Consider the following 19,935-nt stretch of genomic DNA (forward strand, 5'->3'; position numbering starts at 1 on the left):
ACTACGCTGCTGGGCAGTGTGTACGGGGGAGGGGGAACCGTGAGTGCCATGCAGCCGCTCGGAGCCGACGAACCCACGGCCGTGGGGCCCTACCGGCTGCTCGGCCGGCTGGGTTCCGGCGGCATGGGGCGCGTGTATCTGGGGCGCAGCGCGGGCGGGCGTACGGTCGCGGTCAAGATCGTGCATCCGCACTTCGCGCTCGACGAGGAGTTCCGCGCCCGCTTCCGCCGGGAGGTGGAGGCCGCGCGGCGGGTGGGCGGCGCGTGGACGGCGCCCGTCCTGGACGCGGACCCGGAGGCGCCGGTCCCCTGGGTCGCCACCGGCTACGCGGCCGGGCCCTCCCTGACGGCGGCCGTGGCCGACGGCGGACCGCTGCCGGTCCACTCCGCCCGGGTCCTGGGTGCCGGTCTGGCCGAGGCGCTCACGGCGGTGCACGCGCTGGGCCTCGTCCACCGTGACGTCAAACCGTCGAATGTGCTGCTCACCCTGGACGGCCCGCTCCTGATCGACTTCGGCATCGCGCGGGCCACCGACGGCACCGCCTCGCTGACCTCGACCGGCGTCTCGGTCGGCTCCCCGGGTTACATGTCGCCCGAGCAGATCCTCGGCAAGGGCGTCACCGGGGCCGCGGACGTCTTCTCGCTCGGCGCCGTCCTCGCGTACGCGGCCACCGGCGAGCCTCCCTTCCCCGGCGACTCCTCGGCCTCCCTCCTCTACAAGGTGGTGCACGAGGAACCCCGACTCGACTCCCTGGAAGGCGAGTTGCGCGAGCTGGTGGCGGCCTGTCTGGCCAAGGAGCCCTCGGTGCGGCCCGGTCCGGGCGAGGTGGCCGCCCGGCTGGCACCGGGGGGCGCCGCCCGGCTGGTGTCGGCGGGCTGGCTGCCGGGCGCCCTGGTCGAGCGCGTGAGCCGAAGCGCCGTACAGCTGCTGAACCTCGATGCGACGGGGACGCCACCGGACACGCCCTCCGGGCCGCTGGGGTTCAGCAGCGCGTCGGTCGAGGCGGGGCCGGGCGGCCGGATCGGGCAGGCTGGTCGGGGCAGCCAGGCCGGGCACGTCGGGCAGGACGCCCAGGCGGGGCAGGCCGGGCACGCCGGGACGCCGGGAACGGGCGGGGGCTTCGGACCGCCGCCGCCGGGCTTCGGGCCGCCGCCACCGATGCCCGCGTACGTACCGGGACAGAGCGGGGGACCGGCCACCGGGCCCCAGGACGCCGTGCACCACGAGGGGACCCCGGGCCCGGGGTCGTCCGACCGTCCGGGCAGGGTCTCGGTCAGCGTGGCGGCGACCTCCGTGCCCGGGGCGGGCGGACAGGTCCGCAGGATGAGCTGCACGGTCGCGCTGGCCGTGGCGGGAGCGCTGGCGGCGGTGACCGTGGGATCCGCGTTCCTGTTCGACCTGCTGCCGGGCGGCGGCAAGGACGACCAGGGGAGCGTGGCGGGCGGCCGGCCCTCGCCCACGGCCGGCCGGAGCCTGTCCGCCACCGCGCCGGGCGCGACCGCCGAGGAACCGGGCTCCACCGCGAGCGCGCCCGAGCCCGCTCCGACGAAGAGCGGGTCCGACCAGGGAACGCCGCTGTCGTCGATCCCGGCCTCCTACCTCGGCACCTGGGAGGGCGACGGACTCGGACTCAGCGGCACCCTGCCCATGGGCACCTTCCGTGTCACCGTCCACCAGGCCGCCGTGGGGCAGGAGTTGGGCACCTTCCGGCAGACCGACCAGATCGGCGGCATCTGCGACGACGTTCTCGTCCTGAAGAAGGTGACGAAGAAGCAGCTCGTCGCCACGAGCGTGGCGTCGGCGTCGAACCGGGACGTCTGCACCAAGGGCCGACACGAGGTCCGCCTGACGCCCAGCGGCACCGATCTCACCTACGCCACGGACAACCCGGAGGCGGGGGACCCGGTGGCCCGGATGGCGAAGGTCGGCTGACCGGCGGGAAGCAGGTCAGCCGGCCGCCCCGCTCTCGGCGACGTCCGACCTCTTGGCCAGCACGGTGATCAGCGCGGCGGCGACGAGCACCGTCGAGAGCAGGCCCACGGCCCAGATCCAGGGGTACTCCACGTGCACCCAGCAGGGGTTGCCCCGGCTGTAGCACGCGGAGTTCCAGTCACGGTGGCGCTTCGGGCGGGTGGTGGTGAACACGACCAGCGCGCAGAAGGAGAAGGCGGCGAGGCCGGGCAGCGAGGCGAGCGCCCAGCCGAGCGAACGCAGCGGCCTCTCCTTCCACCTCATCCGTGAAAGCGGTGCGACCAGGGCGGCGAACCCGAACGGCAGCACGGCACCGACGGCGGCCGCGAAGCCGTACCCGCCGCCGGGCGAGGCGGGAGCGGCACGGCCCCACAGCTCCTCTCCCCAGGACTGCGCGGTCAGGCCGAACGCGGTGACCGCCGCCAGGGCGGCGAGCAGGATCAGGCAGCCTCCGCCCACGTTCCTCCAGGAGCCCTTCTCCCGCCGGTCCGCGGACGGCCGCCGACCCGCATGCTCGTGGCCCAGCGCGGCCGCCGCGGCCCTGCGTCGCTTCGGTCTCGCCGATCCGCCCACCGGACCCGCCCCCTTCTCCCTCGTTCCCGCCGCCCCGCCCGCACGCTCACATGGGTGTCGTCACCGTCATCGGCTCGCCGTCGCCGAGGTGCAGCAGGCCCTTGCCGGGGGTGACGGGGCCGCCGACCATGCTGCGGTTCGTCCGGATGCCGATCAGCTCGCCCGCGGACGAGTCCTGCGGACAGAGCAGGATGCCGCGGCGGCCCTTCTTCATCTCGACCTGCCAGCCGGAGAAGCCGCTGCACACGTCCTCCTCGTCACCGGCGATGACCAGCGCCAGCCCGCGTTCGGTGCCGCGCTGCACGATCCGCTTGAACACCGTCTCGGCGTCGCAGTCCTCCAGGACCTCGCCGTCGTCGACCAGCACCACGATCGGCTCCTCGGGCGTCGCCGAGTCGATGGCCTCGCGCAGATCGTCGCTCTCGATGTCGTCCTCGTCGAACACCTTCAACACGCCGTCCTGGCCGTCCAGTTCACGCAGCGGCGAGGGGCGCGGCGCCGCGACGACCAGCCGTACGCCCTGGGCCAGATACGAGCGGGCCATGTTCATCAGCGTCGTACTGCGGCCGGACTTGGCGGGGCCCGCGACGACGAACGTCGGCACGCCCCGGGAGAGGTCAGGGCCGAAGCCCCTGACGTCGTCGCCGCCGATGCCCACCAGGCTCCACAGCGGGGAGCGGGAGGCGTCCGGGTCGCGCATCTCCCAGGCGTCGGCGAAGCCGATCCGGGTGGGCAGCACGTCGACCCTGAACGGCCCCCGGGCGCGCGGCAGTCCGGCGTCCCGTACCGCCGCCGCCTCGCCGATCGCGGTGAGCGCCGCGGCCTGGCCCTGACCGGTGGCGTCCTCGGTGAGGAGGGCGAACTGGGTCTCGGTGCCGTGCTCGTTGCGGTAGCCCCGGCCCGGCGGGATCTCCTCGGGCACCTTGCGCGCGTTGACGCCGATCAGCGAGAAGTCGGAACGGTCGGCGAGCCGCAGCGCGTACTTGTCCTCGGTGAGCGAGCCGATCCGGGTGGAGAGGATCTGCCGGTCGCCCGTCATCACCAGATGCAGTCCGACGCTCGCGCCCTCGCGCATCATGGCGGTGAGCTGGTCGGTCAGATCGCCGTGGTCGTACTCGCCGAGCGTCGGCAGCCAGCCCTCCCACCGGTCGAGCAGCACCACGATGTGCGGCAGCCGCTCCTCCTCGGCCGACGCGGCCCGCTGCTCGCCGATGTCCGCGAAGCCCTTGTCCGCCAACAGGTCCTGCCTGCGCGTGAGTTCCCCCTTCAGGCGGGCGACGAGACGGACCACGCGCTCGGTCTGGTTGCGGCCGACGACGGCACCGCAGTGCGGCAGCCGGGTCAGCGCGTTCAGGGCTCCGTTGCCGCAGTCGATGCCGTACAGATGGACGTCGGCCGCCGAGTGGGTACGGGCCAGCGAGCCGGCGATCGTGCGCAGGATCTGCGACCGTCCGCTGCGCGGTGCGCCGCCGATGAGCAGATGCCCGAAGGAGGCGAAGTCCACCACGACGGGCCGGCGGGCCTGGTCGGCGGGCAGGTCCTCGACGCCGTACGGGGCGGGCGGCAGCTTGCCGGGACCGCCCCGGAACGCGGGCGCGGTGATCTCGTCGAGCAGCAGCGTCTCGGCGAGCGCGGGCAGCCACGGGCTGTGCTGGGGCGGGATGCCGAGGGCCCGGTTGGCCTCGCGGACGGCGTCGACCAGCACCTTGAGGTCGGTGATCTCCTCCTCCTCGCGCTGTTCGGCCCTCGGCTTGACCAGCGCGGGCCGTCCGAGGTCGGCCCAGCCGAGCGGTCCCGCCCAGGGCGCGAGCGCCGCCGGGTCGGCGGCACCGGGGCGGCGGCCGCCCACGCGTCCCGACTGGAACGGCACGAGCGAGGCGTGCCCGAGCCGTACGTACGCGCGGCCCGGCGTGCTCTTGGAGATGTGCCCGGCCTCGGGGGAGTCGATGACATCGCTCGACTCGCCGCCGTCGGTCACGCGCAGCGCGATACGGAGGTTGGTGTTGGCCCGGATCTCGGGCGAGACGACACCGCTGGGCCGCTGGGTGGCGAGCAGCAGGTGGATGCCGAGGGAACGGCCCCGCTGCGCGATGTTGACCAGACCCGTCACGAAGTCGGGCAGGTCGCGCACCATGGAGGCGAACTCGTCGATGACGATGAGGAGTCGGGGCACCGGGGCGTGCGAGGGATCACGGCGTACGAGGTCCTGGTAGTCCTCGATGTCCTTGGCGTCGGCGGCGGCGAGGATGTGCTCGCGCCGCTTGAGCTCCGCGCCGAGCGATTCCAGCGCCCGCTCCACGAGATGGGCGTCGAGGTCGGTCACCATGCCGACGGTGTGCGGGAGTTGGACGCAGTCCTTGAACGCCGAGCCGCCCTTGTAGTCGACCAGGACGAACGTCATGTTCTCGGGGGTGTTGGCCACGGCCAGCGACGCCACGATCGTCTGGAGCAGCTCCGACTTTCCGGATCCCGTCGTACCGGCGATCAGGCCGTGCGGGCCGTCGCGCCGTATGTCGATGCCGAACGGGCCGTCGTACGACTCGCCGATGACCGCCGTCGTCGACTGGCCGCCCAGCCGCCAGCGCGCGCCGATCGCGTCCCCGGTCGGCGGCTCCAGCTGGAGCACGTCGAGCAGCCGGCTGGCGCCGGGCAGGGCCGAGTCCTCGGTCTCGCCGCTGATGTCGCGCAGCGCGGAGAGGGAGCGGGCGAGCCGGGAGCACCAGGCCGCCGACACGAGGTCGGGCCGTACGTCCCGGACGCGGGCGATGCCCGTCTGCTGCACGCGCAGCCGCAGTTCGAGCGGCTTGTGCGATCCGGTGGCCGAGTCGTCGGCCTCGGTGGCGTGCCAGGCGTGGAAGGAGGGGAAGCCGCCGGGCGCGGACGGCGCGGTCCTGGCGGGTGCCTGCGCGTCCGGGTGCTCCTCGGGCCTCGGCTCCGCGACGACGACGGCCTGGCACTCGCCGGGCAGGAACCGCTCCTCGGCGTCCAGACAGATCGCGTACATGGACATGGCGGGGCCCTCGCGCAGCAGCCGCACCACGCCGGGCATGGACCGCAGCCGCCGGGATCCGTCCCAGACGACGACGATGTCCGGATCGCCGAAGGCGGCCTTGTTGCCGTTCTGCTTCGCCGCCTTCTGGCGGGCGTCGAGGAGCTGGGTCAGCTCGCCGATGCGGGCGCCGACGGTCTCCGCGTCCGTGCCGATGAGGACGTTCGCGTCCTGGGCGCCCGCGGGCCTGCTGTGCGGGAGCCAGCGCACCCAGTCCCAGCTGTCCCGTCCGCTGTTCTCCGTCAGGACGTAGAACTGGACGTCCAGCGGGCTGTGCAGCACCGCGGTCTGCGCGACGGCCCAACGGCCCAGCGCCTGGGCCGAGTCGCCGGGTCCGGCGATGCCGACGACACCGCGCTCGGCCAGCGGCAGGGCGACCGGGGCGTCCTCGATGGTCCAGGTGACCTGGCGCCTGTGCTCGTCCTGCTCCGGGTCGTCGAGCACGACCTCGGACGGGAGCCGGCCGGTGCCGACGCGCAGCAGCAGATGGTCCGCGTCGGTGCGGCGCCGCTCCCAGAGCCGGGTACGCGGTCCGGTGCCCAGCGACAGGACGGTCGCCGGGTCGGGGATCGCCCGGCGCCGGTCGAGCCGTTCGGCGAGCAGTGCCTCCCGGGCGTCCTTCTCGATCCGCGCCTTGTGCTCGTTGTACTCCTTGACCTGCTTGGCGTGGGACTTGCGGCCCTGCTTCTTGTCCATGAAGTAGTTGCCGAGCATGATCAGCGGGCTCAGCAGCGCCATGATCATGTAGTACCAGCGCCCGAACACCATCACCATGACGACGGCGCTGACCAGCGGGGTGAGCGCCATCAGCCAGGGCAGCGGCCGGGCCTCGTAGTCCCGTACGGGGCTCGGCAGCCGGAACTTCGTCTCGCGCTCGGGCGGTTGGAGCCTGGGGGGCCGGTTGTAGTCGAGGCCGGCTCCGTCGTCCGACCACTTGAGCGCGGCGTCGGGCTGTGCGTAACGGTCCAGTTGGAAAAGGGTGTTGCCGACGGCGATCTGGCCGCCGAGCGGCCACTCGTCGTCCTCGCGGTTCGCGAAGGGCGTGCCGTCGAGGGTGACGCCCTCCTTCCCGCCGTGCACGGAGATCCGGCACGTTCCGTCCGTTGCAACTGACAACGTCAGTGCTCTTTGCGGGAGTTCGGGATCGTCGACCCGGACGTACGCGGCGGCCCCGGCGCCGATGTCGTACCGGCCGATCCCGAGCCGGTGCACGGCGCCGGCCGACGGGCCGCCCGCCACCCGCAGTTCGACCAGTCCGGTCGGCTCGCCCGGCAGGCATCCGGCGGGGTCGTGCAGACTCACGACGGCGCCCTCGCGCAGCGGCGAGGTGGCGATGGTCGCGGCGGGATCGACGGGATATCCGTCGACATACGTGACCGGCGCTCTGCCGCCGGCCGCTCCCTGATGCTGCCCGAGGGGGATGATCTGCGCACCACCGCCGTAACCGACGTGCTCCGCGAGTTCCTTGGCGATGTCCCCCACCGAGGACTCGGGATCCGCGTCGAGGACCACGTCGGCGGTGGCTCCGCCGAGCGGGTCGACGACGGTCAGAGTCAACCGCACGCTCGTCCTCCCCCTGACACCGAGGGCCGCTTCCGGAACGCGGGCCACAGTGCTCCCGACGATAGCCGCTCACCGCTTCCCGCAGGCAACGGCCCATGTGCGGGAACCGCGAAGGCCCGGGCTGCGAAGGGCCCTTGGTGCGCGCTCGTGACACAACCGGGGTGTGCTCCTGCAAGCGCCGTAAGTAAGCTGCTTGCTCGACGCGGACGATCGCACCATCCGCATCAGGAGCCACGGGGGTTGGCCCTGCGGCGAGTTGAACTTGGAGGACGCCACATGGCCGGCGGCAAAGACGCGGACATCACTTACGAGAAGATGCGGCACGCTGCGAAGCGACTCGGCCACGAGAAGGAGAAGATGGAGGACAAGCTCCACGGCCTCGACAGCTACATCGACGGCCTCGTGGCCGACGGCTACACGACGTCCAAGGGCTCCCAGGCCTTCGACGACTCCTTCAAGGAGTTCACCAAGGGCATGAAGGACACCCTGGAGGGCCTCAAGGGCATGGCCAAGTTCCTGGAGGACGCGGCGAAGGCGTACGAGGATCTGGACGATCAGCTGGCGAAGGGCGTCAAGGGCTGACAGCCGGACCGCACCGGGGCGACGGGGCGCACCAGCGCCCGGTCGCGCCCGTGTCCGGTCCGCTTCGCAGCGATGGAGCCCGATCGACTGTTGAGCAGGAAGTCTGAAAACCGTGGCGGACAGAACCCGATACGACCTCGATCTGATCAAGGACTGCTCGGACTCGCTCTACCGTATTCACCGTGAGTTCGACCAGCACGGCAATCCCTCTGACGGCTACGGCGACGACCTGGGCAGCGACAGACTCCGGGACGTGTTCGACGACTTCTCGGACACCTGGAAGAAGAACCGCAAGAAGCTGATGAAGGACATCGAGAACCTCGCCAAGTACACCGCCGAAGCGGCCAAGGCGTACGAGGACATCGACCACAAGCTCGCGGAAGCGCTCAGGAACGCCAAGAAGAGCGATCAGAAGGGGAAGCCGTGACAGCCCGTCCCAGGGACTGGACGCCGATGTACGACTCCGACCCCGTGCCCGGTGACCCGCACGAGGTGGCGCGGCTCGGCAAGAAGCTGCGCGGCATGGCCGAGGAGATCGACAAGCAGGCCCGGAACATCAGGGCGCTGGCTTCCGTCGACGGCTGGGACAGTGACGCGGGCCGCGCCTTCCACGAGACGGCGAGTGACACCGCCGGTCGGCTGAAGAAGGTGTACGACCGCTACGACGAGGCGTCGAAGGCGCTCGGGACGCAGGTCAACGACGGCGAGTCGGACGAGTACGCCGGCGAGCTGCACCGTGCGCAGCGCATGGCTGACGGCGCCCTGGACGACTTCCGTGCCGCGGAGGTCGATCACAAGGCGGCCCTGAAGGTGCTGGAGCCGTACACCGGAACCGTTCCGTCCCAGGACGACCACGTCGAACGCACGAAGCAGGAGAAGAAGAGGGACGACGCCGCGCATCTCATGGCTGTGGCGCGCAGCAAGATCGAGTCCGCCAAGGAGATCCGTGACGACGCGGCGAAGCGGGCCGCCCACCGGATCAAGAACGTGATCCATCACGACGGTGTGCACGACCCCGGCGGCATCATGAACTGGATCGCGGATCACGCGGACTGGATTTCGACCGCCGCCACGGTTCTGGCGGTGGCGGCGCTGATCGCGGCAGTCGTTCTGTCGGGTGGCACACTCGCCATCGTGCTTGTCGGGCTGGCTTCCGCGCTCAGCGCCACCGCTCTGTCGGGGCGGCTTTACGACGTCTTCGCCCGGGGCGGGAAGTTCGACTGGCTGAAGATCACGTTTGATTTCCTCGGGATCATCCCGGGCCTCGGTGCGCTGAAGGGACTCTCGGCCGCGGCCAAGGGCTCGCGGCTCCTCGTCGCCCAGGAGGCGGTCTGGGCCGGCTTCACCAACGGCTTCGCCGTGAAGAGCATCAACCGAGGAGTCGGCCTCGCCTCCAAATATCTGGCCAAGAAGGGCATCACCAAGGTGAAGCTGCCCGCGAACGGGTTCGACCCGGAGGGCGTCACTCGCTTCATCAAGGGCGCCGCGTTCAGCAACGCGTATGTGCAGAGTCTGATCCGGCTCCGCGGCAAGTTCGGGGCGGACGACACGACGCACCCGGTCAGCCCGCCGCCCGGTGACACGAGGCCCACCCCCGCGCCGGACGTGAGCCCCAGACCGTCGGGCCCGTCCGGAACTCCTTCGCCGACGCCGCAACCAAGCCCTTCTCCGACTTCGTTTCACGCTGCACTGGCGCCTACTGGATAGGGAGAGATTCACGTGGGTGACTATCACGCCCTCAGCCCCGGACAATTCGTCGATGACCGGGGGACCGTGCATGACATGGTTCCTTCGGAGGTCATCGCCGCCGTCCCCGCCGCCAAGGCGGCGGCCGAGCGCTTCGGGCGAGAGGTGCGCTTCGATTTCCTGGATGACCGGGCCGTCCACTGGATGCTGTTCCAGCGGCGCCAGGACACGGAGAAGGCCAGCGTCATGGGCTGCCTCGCCGCGATTCCGCTCTTCATCTTCGGACTCGGCGCGTGGCCCTTCTGGGACCTGGTCGCGTCCGGCAAGTCCCGCCAGTTCCAGATCGCGTTCATCGTCGTCGACGCGCTGATCGTCTGCGGCTCGCTGGTGGGGACCTATCTGGTGCGGCGCCGGAGCCTGCTCGACCCGACGGACCGGAACGTACGGTGCAGGGCCCGTCTCTATCGCAAGATCGCCGGGATCGCGCGGCAGGGTGGTGCCGAAGTACCGCGCCTGTACCCCTACTACGGGATGTACGCGACGTCGCGGACGTTCTACCCCGAAGCCGCCGAGCGCCCCGTCCCGGAGAGGGAACAGGCTCCATGACCACCGACATCGAGTTGTCGGCGTTCACACCCACACACCCCGCGCCGCCCGCGCTTCGTGCGGACGACATCCACGTCCGCTGGGTGATGCCGGAGATCTTCCATGACATCCCCGTCCATGAGACGGACGACGACGAGGCCGTACGACTTCTGGAGGAGCTCGCCGAGAAGGCGCTCCCGGACGCGGCGGACGACGACAGGACGAGGTTCGCGGTCATCTGCGCACTCGGATTCGACGACCTGCTGGCCGCTGGTGTCGAATACGCCGGGATCTGCGTGACGGCCGTCAACGAGACCCCCTGCACGGCGACCGTATTCGCGTCCCTGATGGACAGCCCAGAGGTCGGCGGGGGTGTCCCGGCTGTCGTGAAGGAGATGGCGTCGACGTTCCGCCGGCTCCACGGAGCCGACGTCTCCGAGGTGGAACTCCCCTGCGGACCCGCCGTGGTGTGCATCGGAACACGTGAGTCGAAACTCACGGGTGAGCTCACCGAGTCGGGTCACAGTCTGGCCTTCCCGACCGGATACATCCGTGTCTACGTACCCCTCCCGAACGGCACCACGGTCGCCATGGAGATGTCGACACCCACGATGGAGGGCTGGGACGTGTTCTCCACCATGTTCGGCAACACGGCCAGCAGCATCCGCCTCTTCACGGCCGACGGCTTGCCGCTGATCACCGCAGGGACCGGCCGGTGAGCATCAGCGATCCGGCGCCCTCCGACTACCGGCTCCTCGTACCCCGGGACTGGTTCCGCGTCGACCTCACGCACGAGCGCTGGCGCCGCCAGCTGAAGACCTTCGTGGACAAGGAATCGGAGGGGAACCGTGTCCCGGCGGAGGCTGCTCGAAACCTGTGGACAACGCTCCGCAACACCGCCGAAGGCAGTCTTGCGCAGGGCGGTCTGGAGTTCTTCCTGAAGACCGAGTCGCCCGGCTCGGCCCTCCCAGCCTCTCTCCTGATCTCGCTGGCCATGACGCCTGCTGGACTGGTCCCCACGCCGGACGACCTCGCCTCGGAACTGACCCGACGGGTGGATTCCGATGCCGAGGTGGACGTCCAGGCACTGCCCGCGGGCGGGACGGTCCGAGCGATCACGCAGACGGCCATGGATTACCACGTGTGCATGCCCGGCGGTGTCGGATACCTGCACCTGGCGTTCGCCATCCCACTGAGCGGTACCGACAGCCCGATGGGCGACCTGTGCGACGCCATCGCTCACTCTTTGCGCTGGGTCTGAAGCCGGGCTCGGCCGCTGTCGAGACTCTTGGCGAAGGCCGTTGTCGGCACGGCCGGCGCGCAGGTGATCGCGAGCGCTCCGGCCGTCACGGCTGTGCGGCGCCTGGTCAGCGTACGCATGTCTTGCTTCCCCGTACGGATGTGCCGTCGGAGGTCTGCCACACGCCTTGACCGGTCTTCTCCAGGCGGGTGTTGTAAAGGACATAGGCGTCCTTGCCGGCAGGTGTCCGGTCGACCTTCTCGGTCTTCCGGTTCTTGTTGTACGCCTTGCTCTCATCGGCGCAGTACGAGACGCCCGCGGACCGGCTGTCGAAGATCTCGACCTTGGGGCCGTAATAGCGCGTGGTTCCGGTGTAGGTGATCCCCGCGCCCAGCCACTTCTGCACCCATTGGACGGAAGACGTCAACGCCTTGCCCTTGTAATAGAAGGCCAGCCCAGGCGTGTTCGGCGTGCCCTTGAGGATGGCGTCGTTCGTGGCCGTCTGGGCGCGTCCCGCGTCCGCGAGGATGGCGTCCTTGGTCGCGTCCCCCGTCTTCCATCCGTCGAACTGGTCCTTTACGTCGCCGGGAAGGGTGATGTCCGGGCGCTTGGCGTTGTCCGTGGTAGTCGGGCTCGGTGAGGCCGACGCCGTCTTTCCCTGGTCCGCCCCCGCGATCTTGTCGTTCGCCTTCGGGGTGTCGCTTCCGCCTCCGCAGGCCGTCAGCAGCACGGCTGTTGTCGCGGCGACCGCGGTGGCAACGGGATACGAGCGGTGCTTCACGGTGGACTCCCCGGGGGTAGCGGTTGAGATTCGGCCGTGGGTCGACTAGGCGTCCGGCCGACGCAGTGTTCGTGAGTTACTTCGCAAGGGCGGTTGCGGCGTTCACCGGTTGACCGCCTGGATCTCCTGGACGGTGATGTCCTGGGTGGTCCCGAAGGTTCCGTCCGGCAGGTCGCCGCCGGCGGCTCCTGTGCCGGTCCAGGTGACCTGCCAGGTGAGGGTGGCGCGGAGTTTGTAGGTGCCGTTGCCCGACGAGCGGAGGTATTTGATTCCGCAGGGTGGGTTCTGTCCGGCGTTGCCTTTGGCGTAGGGGGTGCCGATGGTGTGGTCGTCGTTGATCCGGCATTCGCCCGTGGCCGGGTAGGTCTCGGCGTCGCTCGTTCCCGGCTCCAGCTTGAGGGAGACGGGTTTCGCGGTGGTGGTTGCCGAGATGTTCAGGCCGGCGACGTCGAGGGACGCGGTGACGGACACGTCCTTGAAGGTGGCCTTGTCGAGCCAGGCCCAGGTGGGCAGGTTCACCTTGGTGGTGTCGCGGGGGGCGAGGGTGACCTTGGTTTCCGGGAGCTGAATGGCGTTGTAGGCAGCCTCGGCGAGAATCCTGGGTGTGACGGCCTGGGGAACACCGGGATCGTCGTTGTTCGCCACCCAGAAAGGCAGTTCGCCGCACTCCATGCTCGCGGGGTCGTCGAGGCGGTCGGGGTTCTGGACGGCGACCCACCAGTTTCCTTCGTCGGCCCTGTCCCCGTTGTAATCCTTGTACTTGCCGTCCTTGTAGATGTCCCGGAACTGGCCGACCGCGGACTTCGCGTAGTTGGCCTGACCGGGAGTGTTGATCGTGTCCTCGTACATGGTCTCGACGTACTTCTTGAACTCGGCGACGGAGCGAGGCTCGTACCAGCACGCGGGCGGGGTCCAGTCACCCACCGGCTGAACGACGCCGCTGCTGCTGCCCCGAGGACGGACGGACCCGGAGTACGTCACCTGCGAGACGAGAGTTCCGGCGTCGGAGTGAGCGCTCTGCCTGGTGCTGCCTTGAGTGCCCGCACTGGGGGGCCAGTCGGCGAAGGCGGTTCCGGGAATCAGAGCGATCATCCCCGCCACAGCTCCGGTGACGAGGACGCGACCCGAGGTGGCTACGGAGTGCACGACTTGTGGCCCCTCTGCGAGGTGAGCTTCGTCGTCTGCCAGACGCCCTTCTTGTTCTTCTCGAGCCGTGTGGAGTAAAGGACGTAGGACTTGGCCGTCACGGCCGTCTTGATGACCTTGCCCGACTTCCTGTCCTTGGCGAACGCCTTGGACTGGTCCTCGCAGTACACGACGCCCGCCGAAGCCGAGTCGAAGAGGTCGATCTTGGCGTTGTAGTAACGGTTGACGCCGGTGACCGAGTAGCCGCTCTTCACGATGGACGTGACCCAGTCCCCGGCATCGGCCAGAGCGGTGCCGCTGTAGTAGAAGCCGAGAGCGGGCAGTTCGGCGTTTCCCTCGGCGATCGCGTAGTTCGTCGCGTCGACCCTCCGCCCGACATCCGCGAGGACAGCGTCCTTGGCGGCATTGCCGGTACTCCAGTTCTCGAACTTGTCGCTGAGGTCCTTCGGAAGAGTGACTTCCGGACGGTCGGCGTCGCCCGAAGGGCTCGCGCTCGGTGAAGCCGACGCCGTCCTTCCCCGGTCCGCCCCCGCGATCTTGTCGTTCGCCTTCGGGGTGTCGCCTCCGCCCCCGCAGGCCGTCAGCAGCAGGGCTGTGGTCGCGGCGAACGCGGTAGCAACGGGCAAAGTGCGGCGCTTCACAGTGGACTCCCCGTGGGACATCGGTTGAACGAAGTCGGTCAAGGGCAATGACGGTATCCATGGGGCTCCTGGTTTCGCCAGGCGGAAACCCCGAGCTGGACGCGGGCATACAGGGGCGCACCAGGGTGAACTGGCTTTCCGCGGTGGGCTGATGGTGTTCCGGGACACATCGGTCCGGGCGGAGGCGGGCCCGCGTTCACATCTCGGCCAGGGTTTGCGTTCGACACCGTCACACGCCGCCACGCCCGGCTCCCCCTCGTACGGCTGCCCGAGCAGAACGGTGAGCACCTTGCCGCAGAGCCGCAGAGCCGCAGAGCCGCAGAGCCGCAGAGCCGCAGAGCCGCAGAGCCGCAGAGCCGCAGAGCCGTAGAGCCGTAGAGCCGTAGAGCCGCGGACCCGCAGGCCGTCGTCGGGGGAGACCGTCTGTCCGAGGTCCGGGGAGACGACTTGGAGGCCGGTCCGGTCCGGTCGCGGGATCCGGCCGTCAAGTCTCCTCCCCACCCGCGGGGGTGGTGCGTCCACCGCCTCGGCCGCCCCGCCCGTGAGCACCTCGTGCAGGCCTCGTGCACGGCCCGTGACGGCGCCGCCGGTTGAAGGCGGTGATTCGCTCGCGCACAGGCGGCGGAAAGGTCGGACACCTGGGCCCAACACGGAACCGACCGGCCCTCGTTGCGCGTCGATAACGTCGAGTCAGGTGTGGTTCAGGAGTCTTGGCGCGCCTTGAGGGGCCTATGTGCGGCTGATACGGTGCCATGGCTCGACACTCGCCCCGGCGCCGGGAGTTCGACCAGGTCGCACCGCCCGTCCCGTCAGGGGAACCGAGCGGACCGCGGGTGAAGTGTCCTACTTGGCGCGTGAATTGGCAGACATTTTCTTGGGTGTACGGGGAGCGGTTGCGTGAAGATCCAAGAGCGTACGGGGGCGGGCAACAACCGTTCCGCCACGGCTGCGCACCCGGCGATGGGCGAGCGTCTCCCCACCCCGCCTCGCGAGCGCAAACCCGCACTGGCCGCCCTCGCCGTGCTGCTCATCCTCGTCGGCGCGCTCGGCGCCACCATGCTGGTGCTGCGCGCCGGTGACCGGGTCGAGGTCGTGAAGGTGACGAGCGACGTCCAGGCCGGTGAGTCCGTGCGCGGCCACGTGACCTCCGTGCTGGTCGCGGACGACGCCTCCATCGACTACGTCCCGTGGAGCCAGGTCGAGCAGCTCAAGAAGCTCAAGGCCAAGTCCGCGATCTACCGGGGAACCGTCGTCATCGGCGAGATGTTCACCTCGGGCTCCACGCTCCCCGCGGGCAAGTCCTCCGTGGGCGTCTCCCTCAAGGAGGGCCAGTACCCCGCGGGCATCAAGTCCGGTGACACGGTGGCCGTCTATCGCGTCGGCGACACCGGATCCAGCGGCTCCCACGGTTCCTCGGGTTCGGCCAACTCCGCCAATTCGGGCGCCTCGAACACGGACGGCAGCCCCATCGTCGAGCGGGCCAAGGTCAGTTACGTCCAGGACCAGAAGGACAGCACGATCAGCAGCACCAACCTGCCGGTCACGCTGATCGTGGACAGCGGCCAGGCGGCCTCCGTCGCCGACGCGGCCTCGGCGGGCCAGGTCGCCCTCGTCATCGTTCCCGGCAACTAGAGGCGAGTGAGTAGACGGACATGGCGCTCATCGCCCTCGCCGCAGACAAGGGTTCCCCCGGAGTCACCACCGCCGCGGTGGCGCTCTCCGCGGTCTGGCCCCGCAGGGTCCTGCTCGCCGAGACCGACCCGGCCGGCGGCGACCTCGTGTACCGCAGCGCCGCCGCCCACGGCGGCCCGCTGAACCCGAACACCGGCATGCTGTCGATCGCCGCCACCGCACGCCGCGGGCTGGTCCCCGACCAGCTCTGGGACCACGTACAGCCCCTCAGCGGCGGACTCGAGGTCCTCGTCGGACTCGGGATCGCCGAACAGGCCGCCGGTCTCTCCGGACTCTGGCCCACCCTGGGCCGGGCGTTCGCGCAGCTCGGAGACTCCCCGAACGCGCCCGCGGACGTCATCGCCGACTGCGGACGGATCAGCGGGGACACCCCGGCGGCCGAACTGTTCCCGCACGCCGCGCTCGTGCTGCTGCTCTCCCGCACCGAGCCGGAGGCCATCGCCCGCGTCCGCGACCGTGCCGCCGCCCTCTCCGCCAAGCTGCACGGCGGCCCGCGCGGCGCCGGAGGTCTCGCCACGCCGTTCATCGGCGTCGTCCTCGTCGCCGACCCCGGCGACTCCGCCAAGCTCGTCCACCAGGTCAACGACATGCTGGTGGCCGGCCGGACCGGCGCCTCCGTCGTGGGAACCATCGCCGACGACCCCGCGGGCGCGGCCCAGCTGGCCGGACGCAGACGCGGGCGCCTCGACAAGTCGCTGCTCATCCGCTCGGCCCGCAAGGTCGCCGCGGACCTGTACCAGCAGTACGGCGCCGCCTGGTCCGTACCCGTCGACGGACCCCACCCCGGGCACGGACAGCCCGCCGCCGGAGCCGGCCGATGACCGCCGTCGACCACCAGCTGGTCAAACGGTTCCGGCAGGACGCCGGCGACCGCATCTCCGAACAGCGCCGCGAGGACCAGGTCCGCGGCGTGACCCCGATGTCCGGCGAGGACGAACGGCACTACGCCCGCGCCGTCATCGCCCAGATACTCGAGGACCACGCGCGCGGCGAGATCAACCTCGGCCGCACCCCGCTCGACGCGGAGACCGAGGAGCAGTACGCGGCCGCCGTCCACGCCGCCCTCTTCGGCGTCGGCCGGCTCCAGCCGCTGCTCGACGACCCGGAGGTCGAGAACATCGACATCAACGGGTACGACGAGGTCTTCATCGGCTACGCCGACGGCCGGGAGGCGAAGGGCGACCCCGTCGCCGAGACCGACGAGGAGCTCGTCGAGCTCATCCAGGTCCTCGGCGCGTACTCGGGACTGTCCTCCCGCCCCTTCGACTCCGCGAACCCCCAGCTCGACCTGCGGCTGCCGGACGGATCCCGGCTCTCCGCCGTCATGGACGTGACGCGCCGGCCGGCCCTGTCGATCCGCCGCGCACGCCTGGGCAAGGTCTTCATGTCCGACCTCGTCGGCAACGGCACCCTGACCCCCGAGGTCGCCCACTTCCTCGCCTGCGCCGTCCGGGCCCGCAAGAACATCATGATCGCGGGAGCCACCAACGCCGGCAAGACGACCCTGCTGCGGGCCCTCGCCAACGAGATCCCGCCGTACGAGCGGCTCATCACCGTCGAACGCGCGCTGGAGCTCGGACTCGACACCTTTCCCGAACTGCACCCGAACGTGGTCGCGTTCGAGGAGCGGCTGCCCAACTCCGAAGGCCAGGGCTCCATCACGATGGCCGAGCTGGTGCGCCGGTCGCTGCGTATGAACCCCTCGCGGGTCATCGTCGGCGAGGTCCTCGGCGACGAGATCGTGACGATGCTCAACGCGATGTCCCAGGGCAACGACGGCTCGCTCTCCACGATTCACGCGAACAGTTCCAGCGAGGTCTTCAACCGCATCTCCACGTACGCGTTGCAGGCGACCGAGCGACTCCCCATCGAGGCCAGCCAGATGCTCATCGCGGGCGCGGTGAACTTCGTGGTCTTCATCCAGCGGCGCAACGACTACGAGTCCGGCGGCCGGCTCCAGCGCATGGTGACCTCCGTGCGCGAGGTCAACGGTGTCGACGGACGGGTGCTGTCCAGCGAGGTGTTCGCCGAGGCCCCGGACGGCCGGATCGTCCCGCACGCCCCCCTCGCCTGCCTCGACGAACTCGTCGCGCACGGCTACCGGCTGCCAGGCAGCGGGAATTGGTGACGACGATGATCCAGGAAACGACGACGCCGGTGACCGCGGCCGCGGTGCCCCACACGGCAGCCGCCGTCGTCCCCGGCGGCCCCTCGGGCACGACCTCCCTCGCCGCTCTCGACTCGCTCGGCTCCATGGGCGGACTGTTCTCCCTGCCCGTGCTGTACGCGCTCGCGTGCGGGGTGGCCGTCGGCGGCGGCCTCGCGCTGTTCGCCGTCGCCGTGCGCGGACTGCCCGCCAAACCCGCGCACGAGAAGCAGAAGGCGAGCGAGCGCGCGAGCGAACTGATCCGCTTCGCCGGACAGCGCGGCTCGATCGCCGCCATCGCCGGTCTGGCCGTCCTCCTCCTCACCGGCTGGGCCGTCGCCGGCCTCGCGGCCGGCATCCTGGTCTTCTTCTGGGACAAGCTCTTCGGCGGCGCCTCCGAGGAACGGGCCGCGATGCGCCGGGTCGAGGCCCTGGCGTCCTGGACGGAGTCCCTGCGCGACACCATCGCCGGCGCCGTCGGCCTGGAGCAGGCCATCCCCGCGTCGGCGCGCGCCTCCGCCCCCGTACTGCGGCCGCACCTCGACGCGCTCGTGGACCGGCTGCGTTCCAGGACACCGCTGCCCGAGGCCCTTCAGCAGCTGGCCGACGAGATCGACGACGCGTCCGCCGACATCATCGTGGCCGCGCTCATCCTCAACGCGCGGCTGCGCGGCCCCGGTCTGCGTCACGTACTCGGCGCGCTGGCCAAGTCGGCGCGCGAGGAGGTCGACATGCGTCAGCGCGTGATGGCCCAGCGCGCCTCGACCCGGCGCTCGGTGCAGATCGTCGTCGCGGTGTCCGTCGCCTTCGTGCTCGGGCTGTCGGTCTTCAACCGTGACTTCGTCGAGCCGTACGGCACGGCGGTCGGCCAGCTCGTACTCACGTGTGTCTGCGGCCTGTTCGGCCTCGGCTTCTGGTGGCTGCGCAAGCTGTCCACGATCGAGACGCCGGAGCGATTCCTGGTACGGGACGAGTCGTCCGTGCGGTTCGTGCGGCCCCGTACGCCGGTTTCCGGGGATGAGGCGGTACGACGATGAACCTGACCATGCCCGTCCTGATCGGCGCCGTGCTGGGCCTGGGTGTCTACGCCCTCGTCCGCGCGCTCATGCCGTCGAGGCGCAGCGCCGTCGCGCAGGTCGCCCGTATCGACGCGATGCGGGCCCGCGGAGCGGCGTACGAGTCCGCGCACCACGGACAGCGGGACGGCGGGCGCCTCGACGGTCTGCGGGCGCAGGTCGGGGCACACGTCGCCGAGCTCTATCTCCAGCAGGGCTGGGAGCAGCGCTCGTTGCGCGCCGATCTGGCGGTCCTGGACCGGAGCTGGGAGAGGTTCCTGGCGACGAAGGTGCTGCTGGCCGCGGCCGGCGTCTTCTTCGGGCCGTTCCTCTTCGCCGTCGTCTGGACCCTCGGTGTCGGGCACAGCCCGATCATCCCGGTCTGGCTCGCGCTGCTCTTCGCGGCCGTCTTCTTCTTCCTCCCCGATCTGGAGGTACGGCGGGACGCCGTGGACCGTCGGCGCGACCTGCGGCGGGTGATCGGCGCGTATCTGGACCTGGTGTCGATGAGCCTGGCCGGTGGCCGGGGTCTGCCCGAGGCGCTGATGGCCGCGGCGGAGATCTCCGACGGCTGGGCCATGCAGCGGATCCGCAACGCGCTCGCCGACGCCCGGATCACCGGTATCAGCCAGTGGCAGGCGCTCGGCTCGCTCGGCGAGGAACTCGGGGTCGAGGAGCTCAAGGACCTGTCCGCCTCGCTCGCGCTCGTCGCGGACGACGGAGCCAAGGTGCGCGAGTCGCTGGCCTCGCGTGCCGAGACGATGCGCCACCGCGAACTCTCCGAGATCGAGGGCAGCGCCGGCGAGAAGTCGCAGTCGATGCTCGTGGCCCAACTGCTCCTGTGTGCGGGCTTCCTGGTCTTCCTGATCTTCCCGGCGGCGATGCGCGTGTTCCAGGTCTGACCGTCCGCCACCCCCGCAGGGCCACCGATTTCGGCCACCACCATCCTCCGAGAGGACAACTCACCATGAACGGACGGAACTTCAGCACCGGGATCCCGGGGGTGGACTTCCTGATCACCTTCCTCCAGGGGCGGGTGCAGCGTGCCCGCTCCGGCGAACTCGACCGGGGTGCGTCCGCGGTCGAGTGGGTCATCATCTCCGCCGTCGTCGTGGCGATCGTCGGCGTGGTCGCCGCGATCATCAACGCCGCGCTGAGCGACGGCGCCAACAAGGTCGGCAACTGCATCAGGGGCACCGACGCCGGCAAGACCTGCTGAGTTCGT

Annotated in this window: 18 protein-coding genes; 13 read left to right on the forward strand and 5 right to left on the reverse strand. The window is 70.4% G+C overall.

Going from position 1 to position 19,935, the window contains the following annotated elements; genetic code table 11:
- Positions 1-48: 48 nt before the first annotated feature.
- Positions 49-1,932: a serine/threonine-protein kinase gene (locus tag WJM95_RS18415; protein WP_339135661.1), complete on the forward strand. Its 1,884-nt coding sequence runs from the start codon at positions 49-51 to the stop codon at positions 1,930-1,932.
- 15 nt (positions 1,933-1,947) lie between these two features.
- Here the strand turns inward: WJM95_RS18415 and WJM95_RS18420 are convergent, their stop codons facing one another.
- Both WJM95_RS18420 and WJM95_RS18425 read right to left on the reverse strand, forming a co-directional pair.
- Positions 1,948-2,430: a hypothetical protein gene (locus WJM95_RS18420; protein ID WP_339130811.1), complete on the reverse strand. Its 483-nt coding sequence runs from the start codon at positions 2,428-2,430 to the stop codon at positions 1,948-1,950.
- 160 nt (positions 2,431-2,590) lie between these two features.
- On the reverse strand, positions 2,591-7,156 hold the full coding sequence (locus WJM95_RS18425) for an FtsK/SpoIIIE domain-containing protein (RefSeq protein WP_339130812.1): 4,566 nt from the start codon (positions 7,154-7,156) through the stop codon (positions 2,591-2,593).
- A 276-nt stretch (positions 7,157-7,432) separates the two neighbouring features.
- Here WJM95_RS18425 and WJM95_RS18430 point away from each other — a divergent pair, with 276 nt between their 5' ends.
- The 6 genes from WJM95_RS18430 (at position 7,433) to WJM95_RS18455 (ending at position 11,270) form a co-directional block, all read left to right on the forward strand.
- Positions 7,433-7,738: a WXG100 family type VII secretion target gene (locus WJM95_RS18430; protein ID WP_078943692.1), complete on the forward strand. Its 306-nt coding sequence runs from the start codon at positions 7,433-7,435 to the stop codon at positions 7,736-7,738.
- Between the two features lie 112 nt (positions 7,739-7,850).
- A complete protein-coding gene (locus tag WJM95_RS18435) occupies positions 7,851-8,165 on the forward strand; it encodes a hypothetical protein (protein ID WP_339130813.1) in 315 nt (104 codons plus the stop codon).
- Positions 8,162-9,445 (forward strand): putative T7SS-secreted protein, encoded by a 1,284-nt coding sequence (locus WJM95_RS18440; RefSeq protein WP_339130814.1) that lies wholly within the window; start codon positions 8,162-8,164, stop codon positions 9,443-9,445. The genes WJM95_RS18435 and WJM95_RS18440 overlap by 4 nt, the downstream gene beginning before the upstream one ends.
- A 75-nt stretch (positions 9,446-9,520) precedes the next feature.
- Positions 9,521-10,030, forward strand: a complete 510-nt coding sequence (locus WJM95_RS18445; RefSeq protein ID WP_339130815.1) for a hypothetical protein — start codon at positions 9,521-9,523, stop codon at positions 10,028-10,030.
- The gene (locus WJM95_RS18450; protein ID WP_339130816.1) at positions 10,027-10,728 is read left to right on the forward strand and encodes a hypothetical protein; all 702 of its coding nucleotides are present in this window, start codon (positions 10,027-10,029) and stop codon (positions 10,726-10,728) included. The genes WJM95_RS18445 and WJM95_RS18450 overlap by 4 nt, the downstream gene beginning before the upstream one ends.
- The gene (locus tag WJM95_RS18455; protein ID WP_339130817.1) at positions 10,725-11,270 is read left to right on the forward strand and encodes a hypothetical protein; all 546 of its coding nucleotides are present in this window, start codon (positions 10,725-10,727) and stop codon (positions 11,268-11,270) included. Before WJM95_RS18450 ends, WJM95_RS18455 begins: the two co-directional genes overlap by 4 nt.
- A gap of 106 nt (positions 11,271-11,376) precedes the next feature.
- On the opposite strand, the gene WJM95_RS18460 is transcribed toward WJM95_RS18455, so the two are convergent.
- The 3 genes from WJM95_RS18460 to WJM95_RS18470 form a co-directional block, all read right to left on the reverse strand.
- Complete coding sequence (locus WJM95_RS18460) at positions 11,377-12,030, reverse strand: hypothetical protein (RefSeq protein WP_339130818.1); 654 nt, start codon at positions 12,028-12,030, stop codon at positions 11,377-11,379.
- A gap of 102 nt (positions 12,031-12,132) precedes the next feature.
- Positions 12,133-13,176 carry a hypothetical protein gene (locus tag WJM95_RS18465; RefSeq protein WP_339130819.1) on the reverse strand — a complete coding sequence of 348 codons (1,044 nt, stop codon included), beginning with the start codon at positions 13,174-13,176 and terminating at the stop codon, positions 12,133-12,135.
- On the reverse strand, positions 13,164-13,817 hold the full coding sequence (locus WJM95_RS18470) for a hypothetical protein (protein WP_339130820.1): 654 nt from the start codon (positions 13,815-13,817) through the stop codon (positions 13,164-13,166). Before WJM95_RS18470 ends, WJM95_RS18465 begins: the two co-directional genes overlap by 13 nt.
- A gap of 897 nt (positions 13,818-14,714) precedes the next feature.
- On the opposite strand from WJM95_RS18470, the gene WJM95_RS18475 reads away from it, so the two are divergent.
- The 6 genes from WJM95_RS18475 (at position 14,715) to WJM95_RS18500 (ending at position 19,929) form a co-directional block, all read left to right on the forward strand.
- Positions 14,715-15,449, forward strand: coding sequence for a hypothetical protein (locus WJM95_RS18475; protein ID WP_339130821.1), 735 nt, complete (start codon positions 14,715-14,717; stop codon positions 15,447-15,449).
- A gap of 20 nt (positions 15,450-15,469) precedes the next feature.
- A complete protein-coding gene (locus WJM95_RS18480) occupies positions 15,470-16,330 on the forward strand; it encodes a hypothetical protein (protein WP_339130822.1) in 861 nt (286 codons plus the stop codon).
- Entirely contained in the window at positions 16,327-17,637 is a 1,311-nt protein-coding gene (locus tag WJM95_RS18485) for an ATPase, T2SS/T4P/T4SS family (protein WP_339130823.1), read from the forward strand. The genes WJM95_RS18480 and WJM95_RS18485 overlap by 4 nt, the downstream gene beginning before the upstream one ends.
- A 125-nt stretch (positions 17,638-17,762) precedes the next feature.
- Positions 17,763-18,692 carry a type II secretion system F family protein gene (locus tag WJM95_RS18490; RefSeq protein WP_339135663.1) on the forward strand — a complete coding sequence of 310 codons (930 nt, stop codon included), beginning with the start codon at positions 17,763-17,765 and terminating at the stop codon, positions 18,690-18,692.
- Positions 18,689-19,612 (forward strand): type II secretion system F family protein, encoded by a 924-nt coding sequence (locus WJM95_RS18495; protein WP_339130824.1) that lies wholly within the window; start codon positions 18,689-18,691, stop codon positions 19,610-19,612. Before WJM95_RS18490 ends, WJM95_RS18495 begins: the two co-directional genes overlap by 4 nt.
- Positions 19,613-19,677: 65 nt before the next feature.
- Positions 19,678-19,929 (forward strand): hypothetical protein, encoded by a 252-nt coding sequence (locus WJM95_RS18500; protein WP_328554088.1) that lies wholly within the window; start codon positions 19,678-19,680, stop codon positions 19,927-19,929.
- Positions 19,930-19,935 lie beyond the last annotated feature (6 nt).

It is taken from the genome of Streptomyces sp. f51, from assembly GCF_037940415.1.
In the GTDB taxonomy this organism is placed as follows: domain Bacteria; phylum Actinomycetota; class Actinomycetes; order Streptomycetales; family Streptomycetaceae; genus Streptomyces.